14 protein-coding genes and 1 tRNA gene are annotated in these 17,198 nt (G+C 57.6%); 7 read left to right on the top strand and 8 right to left on the bottom strand.

Features of this window, described 5'->3' with window-relative positions; translation table 11 throughout:
• Positions 1 to 163: 163 nt before the first annotated feature.
• Complete coding sequence (pcsA, locus tag ACQY1J_RS12075) at positions 164 to 892, bottom strand: phosphatidylcholine synthase (protein WP_062456769.1); 729 nt, start codon at positions 890 to 892, stop codon at positions 164 to 166.
• 214 nt (positions 893 to 1,106) lie between these two features.
• Between pcsA and ACQY1J_RS12070 the strand changes: the two genes are divergently transcribed.
• Positions 1,107 to 2,309 carry a UbiH/UbiF family hydroxylase gene (locus ACQY1J_RS12070; RefSeq protein WP_062456766.1) on the top strand — a complete coding sequence of 401 codons (1,203 nt, stop codon included), beginning with the start codon at positions 1,107 to 1,109 and terminating at the stop codon, positions 2,307 to 2,309.
• Here ACQY1J_RS12070 and ACQY1J_RS12065 read toward each other — a convergent pair.
• Positions 2,286 to 3,248: an AEC family transporter gene (locus ACQY1J_RS12065; RefSeq protein ID WP_430251620.1), complete on the bottom strand. Its 963-nt coding sequence runs from the start codon at positions 3,246 to 3,248 to the stop codon at positions 2,286 to 2,288. The two genes, ACQY1J_RS12070 and ACQY1J_RS12065, sit on opposite strands and share 24 nt — an antisense overlap.
• Positions 3,249 to 3,291: 43 nt before the next feature.
• Positions 3,292 to 4,044 carry a cytochrome c biogenesis CcdA family protein gene (locus tag ACQY1J_RS12060; RefSeq protein WP_062456760.1) on the bottom strand — a complete coding sequence of 251 codons (753 nt, stop codon included), beginning with the start codon at positions 4,042 to 4,044 and terminating at the stop codon, positions 3,292 to 3,294.
• A 217-nt stretch (positions 4,045 to 4,261) separates the two neighbouring features.
• Between ACQY1J_RS12060 and ACQY1J_RS12055 the strand changes: the two genes are divergently transcribed.
• From ACQY1J_RS12055 to ACQY1J_RS12045, 3 genes are all read left to right on the top strand, one after another.
• Positions 4,262 to 4,337, top strand: a tRNA-Lys gene (locus ACQY1J_RS12055).
• Positions 4,338 to 4,849: 512 nt separating this feature from the next.
• Positions 4,850 to 6,292: an efflux transporter outer membrane subunit gene (locus ACQY1J_RS12050; protein ID WP_430251618.1), complete on the top strand. Its 1,443-nt coding sequence runs from the start codon at positions 4,850 to 4,852 to the stop codon at positions 6,290 to 6,292.
• A 434-nt stretch (positions 6,293 to 6,726) separates the two neighbouring features.
• Positions 6,727 to 8,124 carry a hypothetical protein gene (locus ACQY1J_RS12045; RefSeq protein ID WP_430251616.1) on the top strand — a complete coding sequence of 466 codons (1,398 nt, stop codon included), beginning with the start codon at positions 6,727 to 6,729 and terminating at the stop codon, positions 8,122 to 8,124.
• A 37-nt stretch (positions 8,125 to 8,161) separates the two neighbouring features.
• Here the strand turns inward: ACQY1J_RS12045 and ACQY1J_RS12040 are convergent, their stop codons facing one another.
• Positions 8,162 to 9,082, bottom strand: a complete 921-nt coding sequence (locus ACQY1J_RS12040; protein WP_430251614.1) for a glycoside hydrolase family 16 protein — start codon at positions 9,080 to 9,082, stop codon at positions 8,162 to 8,164.
• A gap of 11 nt (positions 9,083 to 9,093) precedes the next feature.
• A complete protein-coding gene (locus ACQY1J_RS12035; protein WP_430251612.1) occupies positions 9,094 to 10,245 on the bottom strand; it encodes a glycosyltransferase in 1,152 nt (383 codons plus the stop codon).
• 171 nt (positions 10,246 to 10,416) lie between these two features.
• Between ACQY1J_RS12035 and ACQY1J_RS12030 the strand changes: the two genes are divergently transcribed.
• Both ACQY1J_RS12030 and ACQY1J_RS12025 read left to right on the top strand, forming a co-directional pair.
• The gene (locus ACQY1J_RS12030; protein ID WP_430251610.1) at positions 10,417 to 12,063 is read left to right on the top strand and encodes a GMC oxidoreductase; all 1,647 of its coding nucleotides are present in this window, start codon (positions 10,417 to 10,419) and stop codon (positions 12,061 to 12,063) included.
• A gap of 7 nt (positions 12,064 to 12,070) precedes the next feature.
• The gene (locus tag ACQY1J_RS12025) at positions 12,071 to 13,096 is read left to right on the top strand and encodes an NAD-dependent epimerase/dehydratase family protein (RefSeq protein ID WP_430251608.1); all 1,026 of its coding nucleotides are present in this window, start codon (positions 12,071 to 12,073) and stop codon (positions 13,094 to 13,096) included.
• A 26-nt stretch (positions 13,097 to 13,122) separates the two neighbouring features.
• On the opposite strand, the gene ACQY1J_RS12020 is transcribed toward ACQY1J_RS12025, so the two are convergent.
• The 3 genes from ACQY1J_RS12020 to ACQY1J_RS12010 form a co-directional block, all read right to left on the bottom strand.
• Positions 13,123 to 13,416 (bottom strand): hypothetical protein, encoded by a 294-nt coding sequence (locus ACQY1J_RS12020; RefSeq protein ID WP_430251606.1) that lies wholly within the window; start codon positions 13,414 to 13,416, stop codon positions 13,123 to 13,125.
• Positions 13,417 to 13,554: 138 nt separating this feature from the next.
• The gene (locus ACQY1J_RS12015) at positions 13,555 to 14,901 is read right to left on the bottom strand and encodes a polysaccharide biosynthesis/export family protein (RefSeq protein WP_430251604.1); all 1,347 of its coding nucleotides are present in this window, start codon (positions 14,899 to 14,901) and stop codon (positions 13,555 to 13,557) included.
• Positions 14,902 to 15,013: 112 nt separating this feature from the next.
• Positions 15,014 to 16,168, bottom strand: a complete 1,155-nt coding sequence (locus ACQY1J_RS12010) for a glycosyltransferase (protein ID WP_430251602.1) — start codon at positions 16,166 to 16,168, stop codon at positions 15,014 to 15,016.
• 309 nt (positions 16,169 to 16,477) lie between these two features.
• Between ACQY1J_RS12010 and ACQY1J_RS12005 the strand changes: the two genes are divergently transcribed.
• Entirely contained in the window at positions 16,478 to 17,125 is a 648-nt protein-coding gene (locus ACQY1J_RS12005) for a sugar transferase (RefSeq protein WP_430251936.1), read from the top strand.
• Positions 17,126 to 17,198 lie beyond the last annotated feature (73 nt).

Below are 17,198 nucleotides of genomic sequence, written 5' to 3'. Positions count from 1 at the left end.
GTCCCCTCGTTCACCCGCGCGCCCGGTCTTGAGTGCCGGTATTTCCGCGTCGCAGTTATTTCAAATGCTGAACCCGTCCGGTCTGACCGGATACTGGGTTGATATTGATACCGTTTTTGTTGCCTTGCACAACAGCAAAGAGACGCGTTGCGAAAAAACGCAGCTATTTTCCAAGACCTGGAAAAAGCTGCATGATGCCGCCGATGCAATAGAGATAAAGACTGCTGATCACGACGCCCCAGACGAGCCAGTCCGGTGACTGGAAATGCAGGAGCAGCGAGTAGCCGGCGAGCGCGCACCAGAGCAGGCAGATCCCGAGATTGAGCGGCCGCAGGCGCTTGACGCGGACGGGATGGAGGAAATTGATCGGCAGGAAAGTGGCAACCACGGATACGGAGACCACGATCATGGCCGTCGTCGCACTGGCATCGATGACGAACAGTGTCAGTACCACCATGTTCCAGACGACCGGGAAACCGGAGAAGAAATACTCGTCGGTCTTCATGCCCATGTCGGCATAATAGATCGCACTCGAAACGACGATGGCGCCGGCCGCAACGAATGACCAGGGTTCGCCGATCATTCCACTTTGATAAAGCGCAAAGGCCGGCAGGAGAACGTAAGTCACGTAATCAATGATATTGTCGAGCGTATCGCCCGACCAGTTCGGAAGGACTTCCTTCACATGCACCTTGCGAGCGATCGGCCCGTCGATCCCGTCAACCAGAAGTGCCAGCCCCAGCCACCAGAACATGTCGACAAATCGATGTTCTGCCGCAGCGACGACACCGAGGAATGCCAGGAAGGAGCCTGACGCCGTCAGGAGATGCACGGAGAAAGCCCGGATTTCCGCGTAAGGGACGTTCCGATAATTGAATAGTCGCCTGAACACGCGTCCCCCGCCTTTCCATGAAGCCTGCGAGATATGCGGCCAATTGTCCCCGTTTGCAACTGCGCATGCCGGCGCACACCTGATTATGACCGGGAAAACCAGGATTCTCTCGATCCCTCGTGGGCAGCGCGTGGCGAATCTGGCGCTGCTACGGCTGGAATTACGGCCAGCACTCTATAAATACGGTGAGAGCGAATGGCTCCGGAGGTGACAGATGCACGAGTTCGAAATTGCCGTCGTTGGCGGCGGCCTGACAGGATCGGTAGCGGCGCTGGCTTTTGGTCGAGCCGGCCGCAAAGTCGCGCTGATTTCGCCGGCATCCGAGCGAGACGATGGGCGCACGACCGCGCTGATGGATCAATCCATCCGCCTGCTGGATCGACTGGGCCTATGGGATATCATCGCACCCTCGGCAGCACCGCTGTCGATCATGCAGATCATCGACGGCACGACGCGGCTGCTGCGCGCGCCCACCACCCAGTTTCGCGCACAGGATGTCGGCCTTTACGCATTCGGCTACAACATTCCCAACAACGCTCTGTCTCCGGCGCTGGAAAAGGCGATCGACCTTGAGCCGAACGTGACCCGGTTCACCCATCAGGTCGACGCGTTTGATTTCTACGGTGATCGCGCCAGCCTCACCTTGTCGGACGGCTCGTCGATGTCCGTTGATCTGGTCATCGGCTCGGATGGGCGAAAGTCGAGCACGCGCGAGGCCGCCGGAATAGACGTCCGCCGCTGGTCCTACCCGCAGTCCGCCCTGGTGATGAACTTTGCCCATACGGTGCCGCATCACAACGTTTCGACGGAGTTCCATACTGAAACCGGACCGTTCACGCAGGTTCCCCTACCCGGTTCCCGCTCCAGCCTCGTCTGGGTTGTGAGGCCCGAAGAAGCCGAGCGGTTGATGGCGACCGATCTCGACCAGCTGTCGCAGCTCGTCGAAGACCGCATGCAGTCGATGCTTGGAAAGGTGACCGTCGAAGCCGCCCCGCAGGCCTGGCCGCTTTCGAGCCTGATGGCAGACCGGTTCGGCAAGGGCCGTGTCGCACTTGTCGGCGAAGCCGCGCATGCCTTCCCCCCGATCGGCGCCCAAGGCCTCAACCTCTCGCTGCGTGACATCATCACGCTGAGCGATCTGGTGACGGACGAACCGGACAGACCGATTGGCGCGGATATCGGCGATCGTTTCAACCGGAGCCGCCGCCCCGATATCATGACCCGCACCTTCGGTGTCGATCTGCTCAACCGCTCACTCCTGTCGGACTTCCTGCCCGTCCAGATGCTCCGCGCCGGCGGCCTCCAGGTCTTGAAGAACGCTCCGCCTCTTCGCAATCTGATGATGCGGGAGGGCATCGAACCGGGCCGCGGACTGCGCGAGATCTTTTCGGGCCTAAGGAAGCAAGCCCGCAGATAGAAAACCGGAATGGATGAGATAGAGGATCGCTGGCAGGGTGAAGACCGAGGCCAGCGTGATAATCAGGATGCTCGCCGATGCGCGCTCCTGCCAGACGCCATATTGCTGGCTGATGACGAAGACATTGGTGGCTGTCGGCAGGGCTGACAGCAGCGTCGCCGAGTAGATCCAGATCGGTTCGAAACCACCGATCAGCGACAGGACCGAAAACGTCGTCAGTGGCAGTACGATCAGCTTGAAGGCGGCGATGTAGCCGATCTCGACCGGAACACGCCGTACCGGCCTCAACGCCAGCGTCACCCCCATTGCAAAGAGGGCGCAGGGCGCTGCCGCTTGCGCCAGATAATCGATAAGCCGCTGTACCGGTTCGGCCGGCTGCCACGCCATCGCGGCGAATGCAAAGCCGACAGCTGTCGAGATGATGAACGGGTGCAGCAGAACCTTGCGGGCGATATCGCCCGCCACCGCCAGCGGTGATCGACCGTCGCCGCCGGCTGCCGCCATCATGGCGGGTGCCACGATGAAATGGGCGGCGTTCTCGAAACACACGATCAGCGCCACCGGAACGGCCGCAGCTTCGCCGAAAGCGAGCAGTGCAAGCCCCGGCCCCATATACCCGATGTTGCCGTAAGCGCCGGCAAACGCCTGGATCGTGCAGTCCTCGAATGACGTCTTGCGGATCAGGAACCCGATCAGGAACACCACCGTGAAGATCAGATAGGTCGCGAAGATCTCGCCAAGAATGAAGTCGACCCGCGCCAGTTGCTCCATCGGCGTGCGCGAGACGAGCTTGAAGAACAGCGCCGGAAGTGCCGCATAGATGATGAACGTGTTCATCCATCCAAGCGCCTCGGCAGGTTGTTTGGTGACCTTTGCGGCCACGTAGCCGATCAAGATCAATCCGAAAAACGGTAGCAGCAAGCCGATGATGTCGCCCATGCCGCCTTCAATCCTTACCGCGGTTGTCCTTGAGGTCGTTCCGTTAGCCGATTTGCATCAAGATTGGAAAGGTCTGTTGGAACCAGATCGCGGCTGACGTCACGAAACCGAAGATGAAAGCAAGACCCGTCAGGATCAGCAACACGCCCATCGCCTTCTCGACGTGACCGAGATGCCGTCGAAAGCGGGTGAGGAACCGCATGAAGGCACCGGAGAACCCGGCAGCGATCCAGAACGGCACCGCAAGACCGAGCGAATAGATCGCCAGAAGCATGGCGCCCTCGCCCACCGTATCGCGCGACGCTGCAACCCCGAGGATCGCTCCGAGAACGGGACCGATGCACGGCGTCCAGCCGAACGCGAAAGCCAGCCCCATCACGTAGGCGCCAGACAGCGTCGCCGGCTGTCCACCGCCATGAAACCGCGCCTCGCGCGCAAGCAGGCCGATCCGGAACACGCCGAGGAAATTCAGGCCCATGATGATGATGATCACGCCGCCGATCTTGGAGAGCAGGTCGAGATGCTGCCGGAGAAGAACACCGATCGTCGACGCACCGGCGCCAAGCGCAACGAACACGGTCGCAAAGCCGAGGGTGAAGAAGAACGCGGCCAAAAGAACCGCGCGGCGCGTATCCTTTGACCGCGACACGGCCGCATGCCCGTCGCGGAACTGGTCGACGGAAATCCCGGCCATGTAGCACAGGTAGGGCGGCACCAGCGGCAGGACGCAAGGGGAAAGAAACGATAGAGCGCCGGCAATCAAGGCACTCAGAAGAGAGATATCAGCAATCGACACGTTTTGGTCCGCAGGTTTTGATCGGAAGTTTCCCACCGTGGAATCGATTTCACCTAAGCATGCCGCGTCCGGAAAGCCAGTCACCTTTTTGCGCGCAGACGAAGCGGCGGGGAAAAGCGTTGAGGAACGCAATTTTGCACAGCTAGCGGGGTTGACCGCAAAGAGTGACCTGCATATGTTCCGCGCACTTTCAAAGGATGCCTCGGCAGTCTTTAGGGAGAGCGTAGCTCAGCTGGTAGAGCAACTGACTTTTAATCAGTAGGTCCAGGGTTCGAACCCCTGCGCTCTCACCATTTAAAAACGCCATGAACCCCTGCGCTACAGGGGTTTTGGACGACCCCGAGAAGACCAGCCTTCTCAACTGAATAATCCCATGAAGATCATTGTGGTGTCAGTTCGCTGACGGCTTCGTAGGCGTCACCGTACTGTTGCGAAGTTCTGACAAGCGTGAGGTTTATTGCGAACCCCGGTGACAACGCGCGATTATTGGCGTCATCGAAGTCGAACCATTGGACGACGGCGAGCGGAACGAATTTGCCATATCCGCATACAGCTCAAGGGCAGTATCCCGCAACCTCTGCAAGAGCAATTTCCCGTAGTGATGCACGGACCAGCGATCCGATTTCAATGAATTTAGAGAAATCTGCTTTTTCGCAAATACGCGTACAGTTGACACGCTACTTGAATAATAAGATTGGCCTATATTTACTGTTATTTAACTATCTTTTACTATCGTCTTAATTAATGTAATTAGCGGCAATTTAGTCGTTGCCAAGCGGGTTGAATAATGGATTTCGGATCGCATATGACATCCATTCGCGTAGCCGCCCCTCTCGTCATGCTCCTCCTTTCCGGCTGCGTGGTCGGACCGAACCATCAGGCGCCGGAAGTGTCCCTTCCTTCGAAGTTTGCCGAGGGTGCGCAGACGAGCAATGGCGACGTTTCCATGAAGGCTTGGTGGACGGCGTTTTCCGACACGCGCCTGAACGGCTACATGCAGACGGGCCTGTCGCAGAACCTCAGCGTTCTTCAGGCCCTGGAACGCATCAATCAGGCCCAGGCGTCCGTCGTCAGTGCCGGCGCCGGCGGTCTTCCGTCGCTCGATATCGATGCGCAGGGCGAGCGCAGCGGCACGAAGGACATCGGCGGGCGGCTCGGTCCAACATCGACCGCACCGCAATCATCCGCCGTCGGTGGAGCCAGCGCGTCCTGGTTCCTGGATCTGTTCGGCCTTTACCGCCGCAGCAAGGAATCGGCTCTTGCCAATCTCGACGCCGCCTATGCAAGCGTCGACGTTGCGCGCCTGAGCCTGCTTTCGCAGGTTGCCGCAGCCTATATCGATGTTCGCTACTATCAGGAGCGTATCGCGATCACCAAAAAGAACCTCGGTTCCCGCCGTGAAACGCTTGATCTCACCAAGCTTCAGCTGGAAGCCGGTGCTGCCTCCAGACTGGATGTTGTTCAGGCCGAAGGTCTTGTGAACTCGACACTGTCAGAGCTGCCAGGTCTCGAGACCCAGTATCGCACCGCGGCGCATCGCATCGCGACGCTTCTCGGCATGCCGGCGTCCACACTGCTTCCTGAACTGCAGCGCGGTGCCCGCCAGCCGGTCGCCCGCTACAGCACCAAGACCGGCATTCCCGCCGACCTGATCCGCAATCGACCTGACATTCGTGCGTCCGAACGGCAGCTTGCCGCAGCCGTTGCGCAGATCGGCGTTGCCGAAGCACAGCTCTATCCGGCGATTACGCTCGGTGGCTCCATTTCGCCATCCTACACCCGCGTTGCCGGAAGCGGCGAAAGTGGCATCCTGTCCTGGTCCTTCGGTCCGGCCTTGTCTCTTCCGATCTTCGACGGCGGCGCCCTGCGTGCCAACGTCAAGTCGTCCGAATCGTCAGCCCGCGAAGCCTATCTGTCGTGGAAGCAGACGGTTCTCGATGCCGTCGAGGAAGTCGAGAACGCGCTTGCCGCCGTTGCCCGCGATGGCCGCACCGTGGCAGCGCTCCGTGCGACCGTGAAATCCTATGAGGAAGCGCTGCAGCTCGCGACCGCCAGCTATCGTGATGGCGCCTCCTCGCTGCTCGACGTTCTCGACGCACAGCGCGAAGTCTCCACCGCCCAGGCAAGCCTGGCCCAGGCCGTACAGCAGATGGCGCAGGACTATGTCTCGCTCAACGTCGCACTCGGCGGCGGTTATGCGGTTTCGAACGAGAACCCAAGCAACGAAGCCGTTCAGTCCGATAAGTAAGCGTGCTGACGCAGGCCGGGACACGGCACGTAAAAGGCCCCCGACTGAATCTCGAACGAATGCAAATGAGCCGTAACCGAGCGGGCACACCGGAGTTCACGACTGCGGCGCGCACAGATGATCTGCCTCGCGTTCCACCCAAAATACATTTCAAATAAGATATGTACAAATTTTGGAGATTATGTATCCAATCAAAAGAGATAGAATTATAAGGCGGAATTGAAGTCTAATTAAATGACGATGTAATATATTTTCGGATATTACAATCCGCCCCGCTGAAACTGGCAAGACACGTTCGTTGGTATGAAGGGACAGAGTTCTATGAAACGTGGAGCTAGCGTAGTGGGCGATATGCGGCTCGCCGTCGTATTGGATTTTGGACACTCTGCACGCGTTGTCTCGCAACCGAGAACGGCTAAGGGAGGAGTTCGCCAATGGGCATAGAGCCGCTCGGCATTTTCGTTGCTGCGATCGGAATTGTCAGCGTTTTTCTGGGATATCGCTCCGCCGCAATCATCTTCATGACGCTGGCAGTACTCGGTGCCGCAGCAACGTTAATCGTCGGCTCCTCGAGTATTCCACCCGCTCATCTTTTCATTCTATTCCTGGCTGCAGCGACTTTGTCGCACCGGCGTGAAGCTGGCTTGGCATTGCGCGCCATGGCATTTCCCCGTCCAGCCTTCTGGCTGGCTGGATTGCTTTTATACGGGGCTGCCACAGGTCTGTTCGCGCCTCGGCTGCTGGCAGGGGTCACACAGATAGTCCCGCTGGGTATCTCCGAGTATAACGCCGACGGCGGGACAGTTCCTCTGGGTCCCGTATCGAGCAACCTGACGCAGGCAGTCTACCTGACGGCGGACCTCATCTCATTTTGTCTGTTGGTCGCGATCGGCTCCACCCCCAAGGGCTTCGTTGCACTCGTCATCGGGCTGATTTCCTATGCGGCTGCCAATATCGTTTTCGGATTAATGGATCTGCTGGGCGGCCCTGTTGGGCAGGACCTGCTCGGCCTCATTCGAAACGCCCAGTATACGATGCGTGAGAACGACACCGTGGCTGGCGCCAAACGTGTCGTCGGATCTTGGCCGGAGGCATCAGCGTTTGCCGGAACGACGCTCGGCTCTCTTGGCTTTTGTGGCACGATGTGGCTGTGCGGAAGGTTCAGCCGCTGGACCGGCATCGCTTTCGTCATTTCCCTCTTCCTGATCATCAGATCGACCTCGTCGACAGGCCTGTTTGCAGCGCCGCTGTGCCTTGCTCTGCTCTATATGACTGCCGTTGTGCGCAGCGGCGCGAATTGGGGGAGTTTCAACAGTTCGGCAACCTTACTGCTTGCCCCTCCCATTGCCGCTATTTGCCTGATGATGATTGCGCTGGATGAGACACTGACCCGCCAGATCACCGACTACGTCGATCTCTTGATATTCAGCAAGGCGAACTCGTCATCCGGTTCCGAACGCGGTGCATGGAATGCCTATGCCCTCGCGAACTTCGTGGACTCATCCGGACTTGGCGTCGGACTGGGGACCGCGCGAACCTCGAGCTTCGTTATGGCGCTGCTATCCAATGTTGGATGGCCTGGGACTTTCCTCTTCGTCTGCTTCATGATCGCGGCGTTCGGACCTGCAAAGCATACACCACGATCGTTTTTCTCCGACAGCCGGATGGCCGCACGAAACGGCTGCTTTTGTCTCCTGATCGGGTCCTTGGTAGCAGGCCCGACCGTCGATCTGGGTTTGCCCTTCTTCATTCTGGCTGCCTTGGCCAGTTGCCGACCTGAAACCGCTGTCGACGAGGCATCCGCAAGAGTGCCAAGCGCGCAAGGGGCATAGATGATGGGGCATGAATGCTGGGCGCCTGCCGGCAGCCCTATTGATAGACGTGGAAGTAGTCGATCCGCATATGGGTCAGCAGTTCCTCAGGGCGCAACTGCGCGGGATAGGGAACATCGGATCGTAGCGCCAGGGTAAGCAATGGCCAGAAGGTGTCGCCCTGCATATCGAGCTCTCGCGCGCGCGTGATTTTCCATTTCGCTGGCAGTTTCGTCGCCATGTCGATGACCGGCACGCGTTCGAAATAGGGCGTGCAGAACTCGTCGGTCACCAAAATCCCGTAGCGGCAATACTGCCGGGTCATGTCAACCGGCGTTGGAACACCGGTAGAATCGTGGTTCTGTCCAGGCTCGCCCCATTCATGCAGATACGCGCCATAGAGATTAGGCTCCCAGCCCTTGTGCTCCACGACGTCGAGTTCGATGCTCGTTTTCGGAAAGAGGATACTGCGACCGTTCATCATCCAGAATGCCGGCCAGGTCAGAGGATGCCTGGGAAACAACATCCGGGCCTCGAAATAGCCTTTCCGCCAGGACTTCGAAATCTCGCCGCTGCGCTTGGCGGTTTTCAGATTTCCGGAGATCCATTGGAATTCGCGGAAAGAGTTTCCATAATAGTGCGGAACGCTCATGGTCCGACCAATATACTTTGCCGAAATCTGCAGCGCTTTGCCATCCGTCGCTGCCGCGTCGTCAACGATTGCATAGGGATTGAACCCCTCCTCGCCGTCGCGCCTTGCGAAAGCCGAGCGCCCGTAAAAACCGGGATCTGACTTTGTCGGTTTCGGCCCCGCATCCCAGACAGTCCAGTCGATATGGCCAAAGTTGTCGGCGAAGGTCAGCGTCCGCCCCGATACCGGATCAGCCTCGGTCGCCATCGCCCTGGAGGACGCTGCAAGTCCTAGCCCAAACTGAGCGCTGGAAAGCAGGAACGAACGGCGAGATATGTCCAAAGCCATGCAAACCTCTCTCAGGTCGGGAGCGCGCGATCGAACCCGGAGGCATACCGGATTGCGTTGGCATGTTGACTGACGACCCGCTCGGGACTGAACTGATCGACATAGTCCCTGCGGTACTGCGCGTGGGAACGCTCCTGCACCAGATTATCGCAGTAGTAATTCATGGCTTCCAGGAGACCATCGATACCGTCCATCGGCACCAGGCGGCCGAGCCGGTTGTCGACGAGGATATCGCTTGGACCGAACTCGCAGTTGGTCGATACCACCGGCAACCCGAAGCGCAAGGCCTCGCAGATCGCCAGGGACCACCCCTCCCAGCGTGACGATGAGACATAAATGTCGCTTGAGGCGAGTGCCGGGCTTGGATCCTCCGGATGGTGTTCGATGCTCACCAGATCAGCGAGTCCCAGCTCCTGAATGCTCTTGCGGAGCGCGGCTTCGCCACTGCCGTAGCCAACGATTTTCAGTCGCACGTTGCCACGTGACATGCGCAGCTTGTCGAACGCCGCCAGGAGGACATCCTGTCCTTTCTGGAAACTGAACCGTCCGACATTGACGAATGTGATCACATCGGGCGCGTCGCGGTCAGCCTGCATCGCGCTCGCAGCAAAGTGTCGAACGGGATTGGGCACCCAGTAGTGAGGCAGGCTGCTTTTGAACATGGCGCGAAAGGACTCAAGCTGCCTGGGAGAGGTGCCGAAGACGGAACTCAACCTCTTCAGGAAGACGGCTTTCATCAGGAAGAAAAGAAGCTTTGCCTTGGTGTGGCTGCGCTCAAGTTCCGGGTTTCCATGCAGATGAACGGCAAACTTTCGCTTCAGGCCCAAGCAGGATGCCATGCAGATGACAGCCGGCTCGACCTGCGGCACGACGATCAGGTCATACTCCTTGCTGGCAATAACACGGCGAAACTGCCGCATCAGATCGAAACGGTTGCGCGCTATGGCATCGATCACCCGGTAGGGCCTCGGATCCGTGGGACGATTATGATGGATGGTGGTGTAGAGAACGTCGATGCTGAGATCGTCTCCATGCAGTTCGGATAGCTTCGAGCAAATCGTGTCGATGACGCGTTCCATACCAGCAAACGCGCACGTCCCGGGCTGGATATACAAAATTTGAAGCTTCCGCTCCCTGCCCATCAGCACAGGCTTGTCAGCCATCGTAAGCCTCCTCAATGAATAAAAATGCTTAAGCCAAAACTACATTATTATTTCTAGATACCAATATTTTTGTTGTTGCAAAACGCATTTTATTCACTGAATGTATTTCAGTAAAGACAATCATTAGTTGCTTCATAAAACTTATTATTATAACGCGAGAGGATCATAGAGATGTCACTGGCGGAAATCAGGTCATCTGTGGGGGACAGCACGCTGCCGCCTCTCCGTTGCGATATCTGTATCGTCGGATCAGGTCCCGCCGGCGTAACGCTTGCGGAGTCATTGTCAGGTACCAAGCTCCGCGTGATCCTGCTGGAAAGCGGAACGGGTGAGAGAAGCAATTTCGCCGACAGCCTGAACCAGATCGAGAATGTCGGTCGCCCACGAGCCGAGCAATGGGCGGTACGCAACCGGATACTCGGGGGCAGTTCCCACACCTGGGGTGGGCGCTGCGGCGATTTCGACGACATTGACTTCGAAATGCGTGATTGGGTGCCGCATTCCGGTTGGCCATTCGATCGAGCCCATATGGAACCCTATCTCGATCGAAGCGCACGCTATCTGGGCCTAGCCCAAGGCAGCGGTTACAGCGACGAACGTTTCTGGCAGTTTGCCGGACGGCACCCACCCGATAACGACCTCGACAAGGAGGTGCTGATCCCCTTCTTCTGGCAGTTCAGCCGCGATCCCGAGGAAAGCTATCCCTACGAATATAGAAGATTTGGTCGGAACCTCGACAGGAAGTTAGGGTCGAACATCACCCTCGTGACAGGCGCGACCGTTTTGAAAGTCCATATCGAGGACACATCAAACTCGGTGAAATCCGTTGAATTCGCAACCCAGGACGGGCACAGCAAGCTGATTGCAGCGCCGGTTGTGATCCTGTGCTGCGGCGGAGTGGAAAACGCCCGCATACTGCTGAATTCCGACAGCCAAAACCCTCGGGGCCTCGGTAACGACTACGACCAGGTCGGCCGATATCTGATGGATCACCTACGCGGTCCAATCGGTTCTTTCGATGTCTCCACCACTGCGGCATTGCAGAAACGCTACGGCCGCTACAATGTCGACGGCAGGTTCTTCAGGGCCGGATTCCGTCTCAGCCCCACTGTTCAAAGACGAGAGCGCTTACTGAACTGCGCAAGCTGGCTTGGCGAAATCCGAGCTCCAGACGATCCCTGGGATGCCTTGCGGAGGATCGTCGGCGGTGCTGGTCGACTTCCGAGCGACGTGTTCAGCGTGGTCTCGAACAGCAATCTTCTCGTTCGCGGGATCAAGGATCACTTTGCCGAAAAGAATGGGGTCCCACGGAAACTGTCTGCTCTGACACTGGAATGCATGATTGAACAGGTGCCCAACCCGGACAGCCGCGTCACGCTATCGGAGAAGAGAGACCATCTTGGAATGCGCTTGCCCAAGGTCGACTGGAGAAGCAGTGTCAACGAGGCACGGAGCATGCATGCGATGGCGCACCTGACCGCAGGTGAGTTTGCGCGACTTGGACTTCCGATCCCCCAACTGGAACAGTGGGTGCTTGACAAGGCAGACTTGCCGGACAGTTTCGTCGATGTCGCTCACCCGACCGGAACCACGAGGATGTCGGCAGAGCCATCGTCTGGTGTCGTTGACGAAAACTGCCAAGTCCATGGCGTCCCGGGCCTCTATGTGTCTGGAAGTTCCGTGTTTCCGACCGCCGGACACTGCAACCCGACGCAGATGATCGTGGCCATGGCGGTACGCTTGTCGGATCATCTCGTTTCCAAGGCGAGCGCCGGTTCCGACGAGCTGAGCGCAAGGGTGTTGGTCGATGCCGTCTGAAATGGGGATGAAGACGATACTTGTAACCGGTGCCACCGGGCGAATAGGCAAGGTCGTTGTCGACGACCTGCTCGAGCGAGGATATTCGATCAGGGCGGTGACTTCGAACCCCCGGACACTAGCCGAAATCCACGGCAGCGAACGGGTCCAGTGGCGACATTTCGACCTTTTGCGGGACACCGATTTCGACAGTCTCGTCGCCGGGTGCGTTGGCGTGATCCATCTGGCCGCCGTACTTGGCGACATGACTAAAATGAAAGCGGTCAATGTCGATGCCACGCGCATGCTTGCTGAAGCGAGCGAGAGACACAACGTTTCTGCCTTTTGCTATACCAGCTCCGTCTCGGTCTACGGGAGCGGGCGTCGACGGCATGTGGATGAAAAATCTCCGACCCTGACTGTTCAGCGCGACGACGGCTCCGAATATTTGGCGCTCGACTATGTCCGAATGTATGGACGGACGAAGCTTGAGGGAGAGATGGTCCTGAAAGATACCGCCAGGGCCGTTCGATATGTCATATTGCGACCGACAGTCGTTGTGAGCGTTGACGATCTGATTTCCATAAGGGCCTGGCCGCTCTCAAAGCGCCTTTTCGGCGCTCACCGACATGCCCATCATCTCTACGTCAAGGACCTTTCGGATGCACTCGTGTGGTTTCTGGAGCGAGGTCTCTCAGGCAAGCTAAAGCAGGGCTTGGTAGACACATTCAATATCGCGGAGGACGATTATGCACGACCTCGACATATTGATTTCATGCGCCGCGCATATGCTGCCAGTCATGATCGGCGGTTCCGCAGCATAGCGTTGCCCGGCGTGTTCGACTGGGCGCGCGATATCATGCGCCTGCGCCGCTTGTCTTTGCGCAACCCGCTCTGGCGGATGCGTTTCTCGACGGCCAAACTCGCCGCAACCGGCTACAGGTTCAGGTTCGGAATGGCATATGTAGAGCAGCAGGCAATTGATCAGTTGTCGGTAGAAAGCAGGGCCAGCAATACGCCGTCCGCATCACTTAAGAACCCGACTGCCGCGTAAGTACGATCGGCCCTTGCAAGGCTGTGTTAATCCTGCACGTGGTTGGAGCCCGTATCAAGCTTTCTGGCTTCATTCGCACGACGTGCGCATCGTATCCGGATACCATGCAGCACACCGTAGACGGAGACATAGCCGGCTTCCAGCGCGATGGCATACATTGCAGCCCATACAAACGATCCGACTAGCCCGTATCCCGCAACGACGCTCGCACAAACCGACCCCGCAATGAGAACGAACAGAACGACGCTGAATACGGCGACATGCAAACGTACCGCACAAACCGCACCGATGATCACTGCAAGGATCAGGGCGATGTACATATTTTAGTCAACCCTCGATTGCCGCAATAGAAAAGACGCGGAATCGAATATCACGGAAGGCGATCGGTACGCAAGGCAAAACAAAACAGTGAATATACTTACTTAGTATACCCCTCTACAGTGCCGTTGTTTAAACCACTATTGGATGGCCTTCTCGGCCAGTTGGCTTGATAGGGGCGCATCTGCCCGCTCGACACGCAATATGTCGCCGGGAGCGATGGCGTCGTTGTCAGTAACCTTGAGGTTGCGCAGGACACCGCCAACATGCCTGTCTATCGAGATTGCGAATGTCGGGGAGCCATCGTTGTCGATGGCGGCAAGCGCGGCAGGCGAACGGTTTGCTATGTTTCTGAGGACCGCCCGCGTCGTCTGTGCCTTCTCGGTATTCAGTGCCAGCCGACCGCGGAGTTCCGACGCCTCCGTCAAGGCGTCGACGCGATACTTGTCCCGGACCTCGGAGGCGTCATGATCGAACTTCGCGAGATCCTGCTTGGTTTTCACGAGCGCGAGCGAAGTATCGAGGCTCCGGGCCTCGAGGTCTGCAAGGTTCTGGCTGGCGCCGATCTGCCTCGCCGACACCGTCAGCCCCTGCGAGACCAGCTTGTTGACGGAGTTCAGATCTTTCGTTGCCATATCGATCTGCTTCTCAAGCGAGATACTCTTCGCGGTCAGAACCTTGATCTGGTTCGCAGCCAGGATTTTCGACTGGCTGAGCGACTCGAGTTCGCTATCCATCGAACGGCGGCGGGTCTCGAACAAGGAGTTCTCTTCCTCCATCATTTTCGCAACCAGGGGATTTTCCGAGCGAGCGAGGAGATCAGTCGGGAAGGTAATCGTCTCGCTATCGCTCAGGATGGCATCGACCCTAGCCTTCCTTGCCGCAAGAGCCATCCTTTCGGCGTCCAGGCTGCGCAGATCGCCCTGGCTCAGCAATGCGTCCCGCTGGATACCCAGCGTATTGGGATCGGAAGGCCCCAGCCCCCCGGCCATGCTCAGCGCCTGGAGCACCGTCAACCCCGGGCTATAGCTATATTTCCCGGGGGTGGCGACGAGTCCGCTGATGAAGAAAGGTCGATAAGCCGCAACTTCGAGCGAGGCATTCGGCTTTTTCTGAAGGCCGACCTGCTTCTGCAGCCGCTCCCCGATTGCATCCGCGACCGCTTCAACGGTCTGACCAGCCGCTGGGATCGTTCCGACGATCGGAAGCGAGAGGTTTCCGCCAGCGGAGACCACGAATTCGCCCGACAGAGGCGTCCATTCGTAGGTCGTCCCCGTGCTCGGACGCCACTCGAAAACTCGAACCTTCAGCGTATCGAGAGGGCCGAGGACATACTCGTCCGCACGGGAACTGGTTACGAACCCGGCCACGATCATACTCGCGATGGCGATGACTGCCCCGACCTTCGCCGAGACATGCCTCGGTGCAACAGTATGAGCGGAGGCGATTTTGCGGTTTCGGGAGGCTTTCGATATCCAGAATTTCATTGTCAGTTCAGCTCCAGCTCATTGACTTGCATTTCCGTCGAGCGGACCAATCGGGGACCGGAGTGTTCGCGATCTGGCCACTTTTTCGGAACCGTAAACGCCGTTTTCGCTCTCAGGCCCCTTCGAGAGTACGAACCAGCACCGGCGCCGGTCGGGGGCGCTCGGCAGGGCCTGAAATGCTTCTCGCAAGCGAACAAGCGGCAAAATCCGAGAACTTGTCGATGAACGCCTGGGTCTTGAATTCCCCTGCCCGCGCGACAGCATGAGCCGGATCGAAATCCATCGCCTCAAAACGCTCGATTGCATTGGTGACGGCATCGATCGACTGCTCGTCGAAGAACGTGCCAGTTCGGCCTTCGATCACTGTCTCGGTCGCACCTCCCTGCCCGAAGGCAATGACGGGTCGCCCGCTTGCCATCGCCTCGAGGGGAACGATCCCAAAATCCTCCTCCCCGGGGAATAGGAGGGCCCTGCAGCGGGCGTAATGGTATTTGAGGACATCGAAGGGCTGAGGGCCGAGAATTTTGACGGTAGGACCAGCGATTTTGCGCAGGTGTCCAAGCATCTCCCCTCCGCCGATAACGACGAGTTCGGCCTGCATCCGATTGCAGGCTTCGACTGCCAGATCGGGTCGTTTGTAGGCGACGAGTTCGCCGACCATCAAGTAATTGCTGCCGACCTCATCGGCTCCCACCGGCTGAAAGGCGTCTGTGTCAACCGGCGGATGGATGATCTGGGCGTCCCTGCGATAATAACGCTCGATCCGTTGCGCGACGGTGGCGGAATTCGCGACAAAACTATCAACCCGGCTGGATGTACCGACGTCCCATGCTCTCAGATAATGCGCAAAGGGCGGCATCAGCATTCGGGATAAGTATCCAGATCCGGAATAGTACTGGTTATACATGTTCCAGATGTATCGCATCGGCGAGTGGCAATAGCAGATGTGATGCGCCGATGAATTCGGAACAATCCCCTTGGATGGCCCGGATTCGCTGCTGATGACCAAGTCGTACTTGCTCAGATCCAGCTGCTCCAAAGCCATTGGCATGAGCGGGAGGTACTTTTTGTACAATCTCTTCGCATAGGGAAGATCATTGATAAAAGTCGTTTTAATTGTGCGAGCATTGAGAGCGACGGAGACAGCTGAGCTATCATACACGTGCGTGTAGATGTCCGCCTCGGGATAGATCTTGCAAAGGGCCTCAAGGACCTTTTCTCCCCCACGCATCCCAACAAGCCAATAGTGAATGATCGCAACGCGCATACTATGACACCTTCCATTCTATTGAGCACTGCAAATACGATTACGAATCTCACAAGCAGAGATATATTTAGTAATACTTATAGATATGTACTATTACGCGAGATAGATTACAGATTTGCTATTTACATTTTTTATATTGGCTCATAACAAAATTGTTGTCAAACAGTATACTAATTGTTAACTTTAGTATGTATTCCGCAATTGGGTTAGATCGCTATTAGTAGAGTCGATAAGGAGATACATATGGATGACGCCCAGATCGGCGCGAGGATGAGCCGGGGTCTTTCTTCTCCCTCGCGCCTCGGCAACATGGCTGCAACTTCGGAAGACGAAGCAACGCATCCAATGTCCTCGGGTTTGAAATACGCCCTCGACGTCATGATCGCATCGATCGCCTTGATAGGCTTTGCCCCGCTTCTCGTGATGGTGGCGATCATCCTCCTCGTTCTGCAGGGGCGACCGATTTTCATCGCGCATCGACGAATTGGCCAAAACGGAGTCATGTTTCCGTGCCTGAAGTTTCGTTCCATGGTGAACAACGGCGATGAGGTTCTGGCGCGCCATCTGGCCGAAAACGCTCAGGCCCGGCTCGAATGGAACACCACCCGCAAGCTCAGGGACGACCCGCGTATTACACCTTTCGGTGCGTGGCTACGTCGGAGCAGCGTCGATGAAGTACCGCAGTTGTTCAATGTGCTAAGGGGGCAGATGAGCCTGGTGGGTCCTCGCCCGATCGTGCGCAGCGAGGCCGAACTGTTCGGTCATTACTTCAACCATTACATCCGGGTTCGGCCCGGCCTGACAGGGCTTTGGCAGATCAGCGGCCGAAGCAGCCTTGCTTTCAGCGCGCGTGTCGAGCTCGATGTGCGCTACGTCGAGCAGCGCAGCCTTTGGGGCGACATCGTCATCATTGCAAAGACCGTGCCGGCTGTTCTAAAGGCACGCGGAAGTTACTAAGCCGCACTGACGGATATCGACGATATTACACCGTCCGATGCAGAGCCTCCCTTGATCGCGGTGAGCGCACCGT

The organism is Neorhizobium sp. DAR64860/K0K1, assembly GCF_050500205.1.
Classification (GTDB): domain Bacteria; phylum Pseudomonadota; class Alphaproteobacteria; order Rhizobiales; family Rhizobiaceae; genus Neorhizobium; species Neorhizobium soli.
This window is presented reverse-complemented; position numbering and strand designations above follow the sequence as displayed.

What these genes read in the sequence shown, in the direction of transcription:
- ACQY1J_RS12030 (WP_430251610.1), top strand. Translation starts at nt 10,417, where the DNA reads ATGTCACTGGCGGAAATCAGGTCATCTGTGGGGGACAGCACGCTGCCG.
- ACQY1J_RS12050 (WP_430251618.1), top strand. Translation starts at nt 4,850, where the DNA reads ATGACATCCATTCGCGTAGCCGCCCCTCTCGTCATGCTCCTCCTTTCC.
- ACQY1J_RS12025 (WP_430251608.1), top strand. Translation starts at nt 12,071, where the DNA reads ATGAAGACGATACTTGTAACCGGTGCCACCGGGCGAATAGGCAAGGTC.
- ACQY1J_RS12005 (WP_430251936.1), top strand. Translation starts at nt 16,478, where the DNA reads ATGGCTGCAACTTCGGAAGACGAAGCAACGCATCCAATGTCCTCGGGT.
- ACQY1J_RS12045 (WP_430251616.1), top strand. Translation starts at nt 6,727, where the DNA reads ATGGGCATAGAGCCGCTCGGCATTTTCGTTGCTGCGATCGGAATTGTC.
- ACQY1J_RS12070 (WP_062456766.1), top strand. Translation starts at nt 1,107, where the DNA reads ATGCACGAGTTCGAAATTGCCGTCGTTGGCGGCGGCCTGACAGGATCG.
- ACQY1J_RS12040 (WP_430251614.1), bottom strand. Translation starts at nt 9,082, where the DNA reads ATGGCTTTGGACATATCTCGCCGTTCGTTCCTGCTTTCCAGCGCTCAG.
- ACQY1J_RS12065 (WP_430251620.1), bottom strand. Translation starts at nt 3,248, where the DNA reads ATGGGCGACATCATCGGCTTGCTGCTACCGTTTTTCGGATTGATCTTG.
- ACQY1J_RS12015 (WP_430251604.1), bottom strand. Translation starts at nt 14,901, where the DNA reads ATGAAATTCTGGATATCGAAAGCCTCCCGAAACCGCAAAATCGCCTCC.
- ACQY1J_RS12010 (WP_430251602.1), bottom strand. Translation starts at nt 16,168, where the DNA reads ATGCGCGTTGCGATCATTCACTATTGGCTTGTTGGGATGCGTGGGGGA.
- ACQY1J_RS12020 (WP_430251606.1), bottom strand. Translation starts at nt 13,416, where the DNA reads ATGTACATCGCCCTGATCCTTGCAGTGATCATCGGTGCGGTTTGTGCG.
- ACQY1J_RS12035 (WP_430251612.1), bottom strand. Translation starts at nt 10,245, where the DNA reads ATGGCTGACAAGCCTGTGCTGATGGGCAGGGAGCGGAAGCTTCAAATT.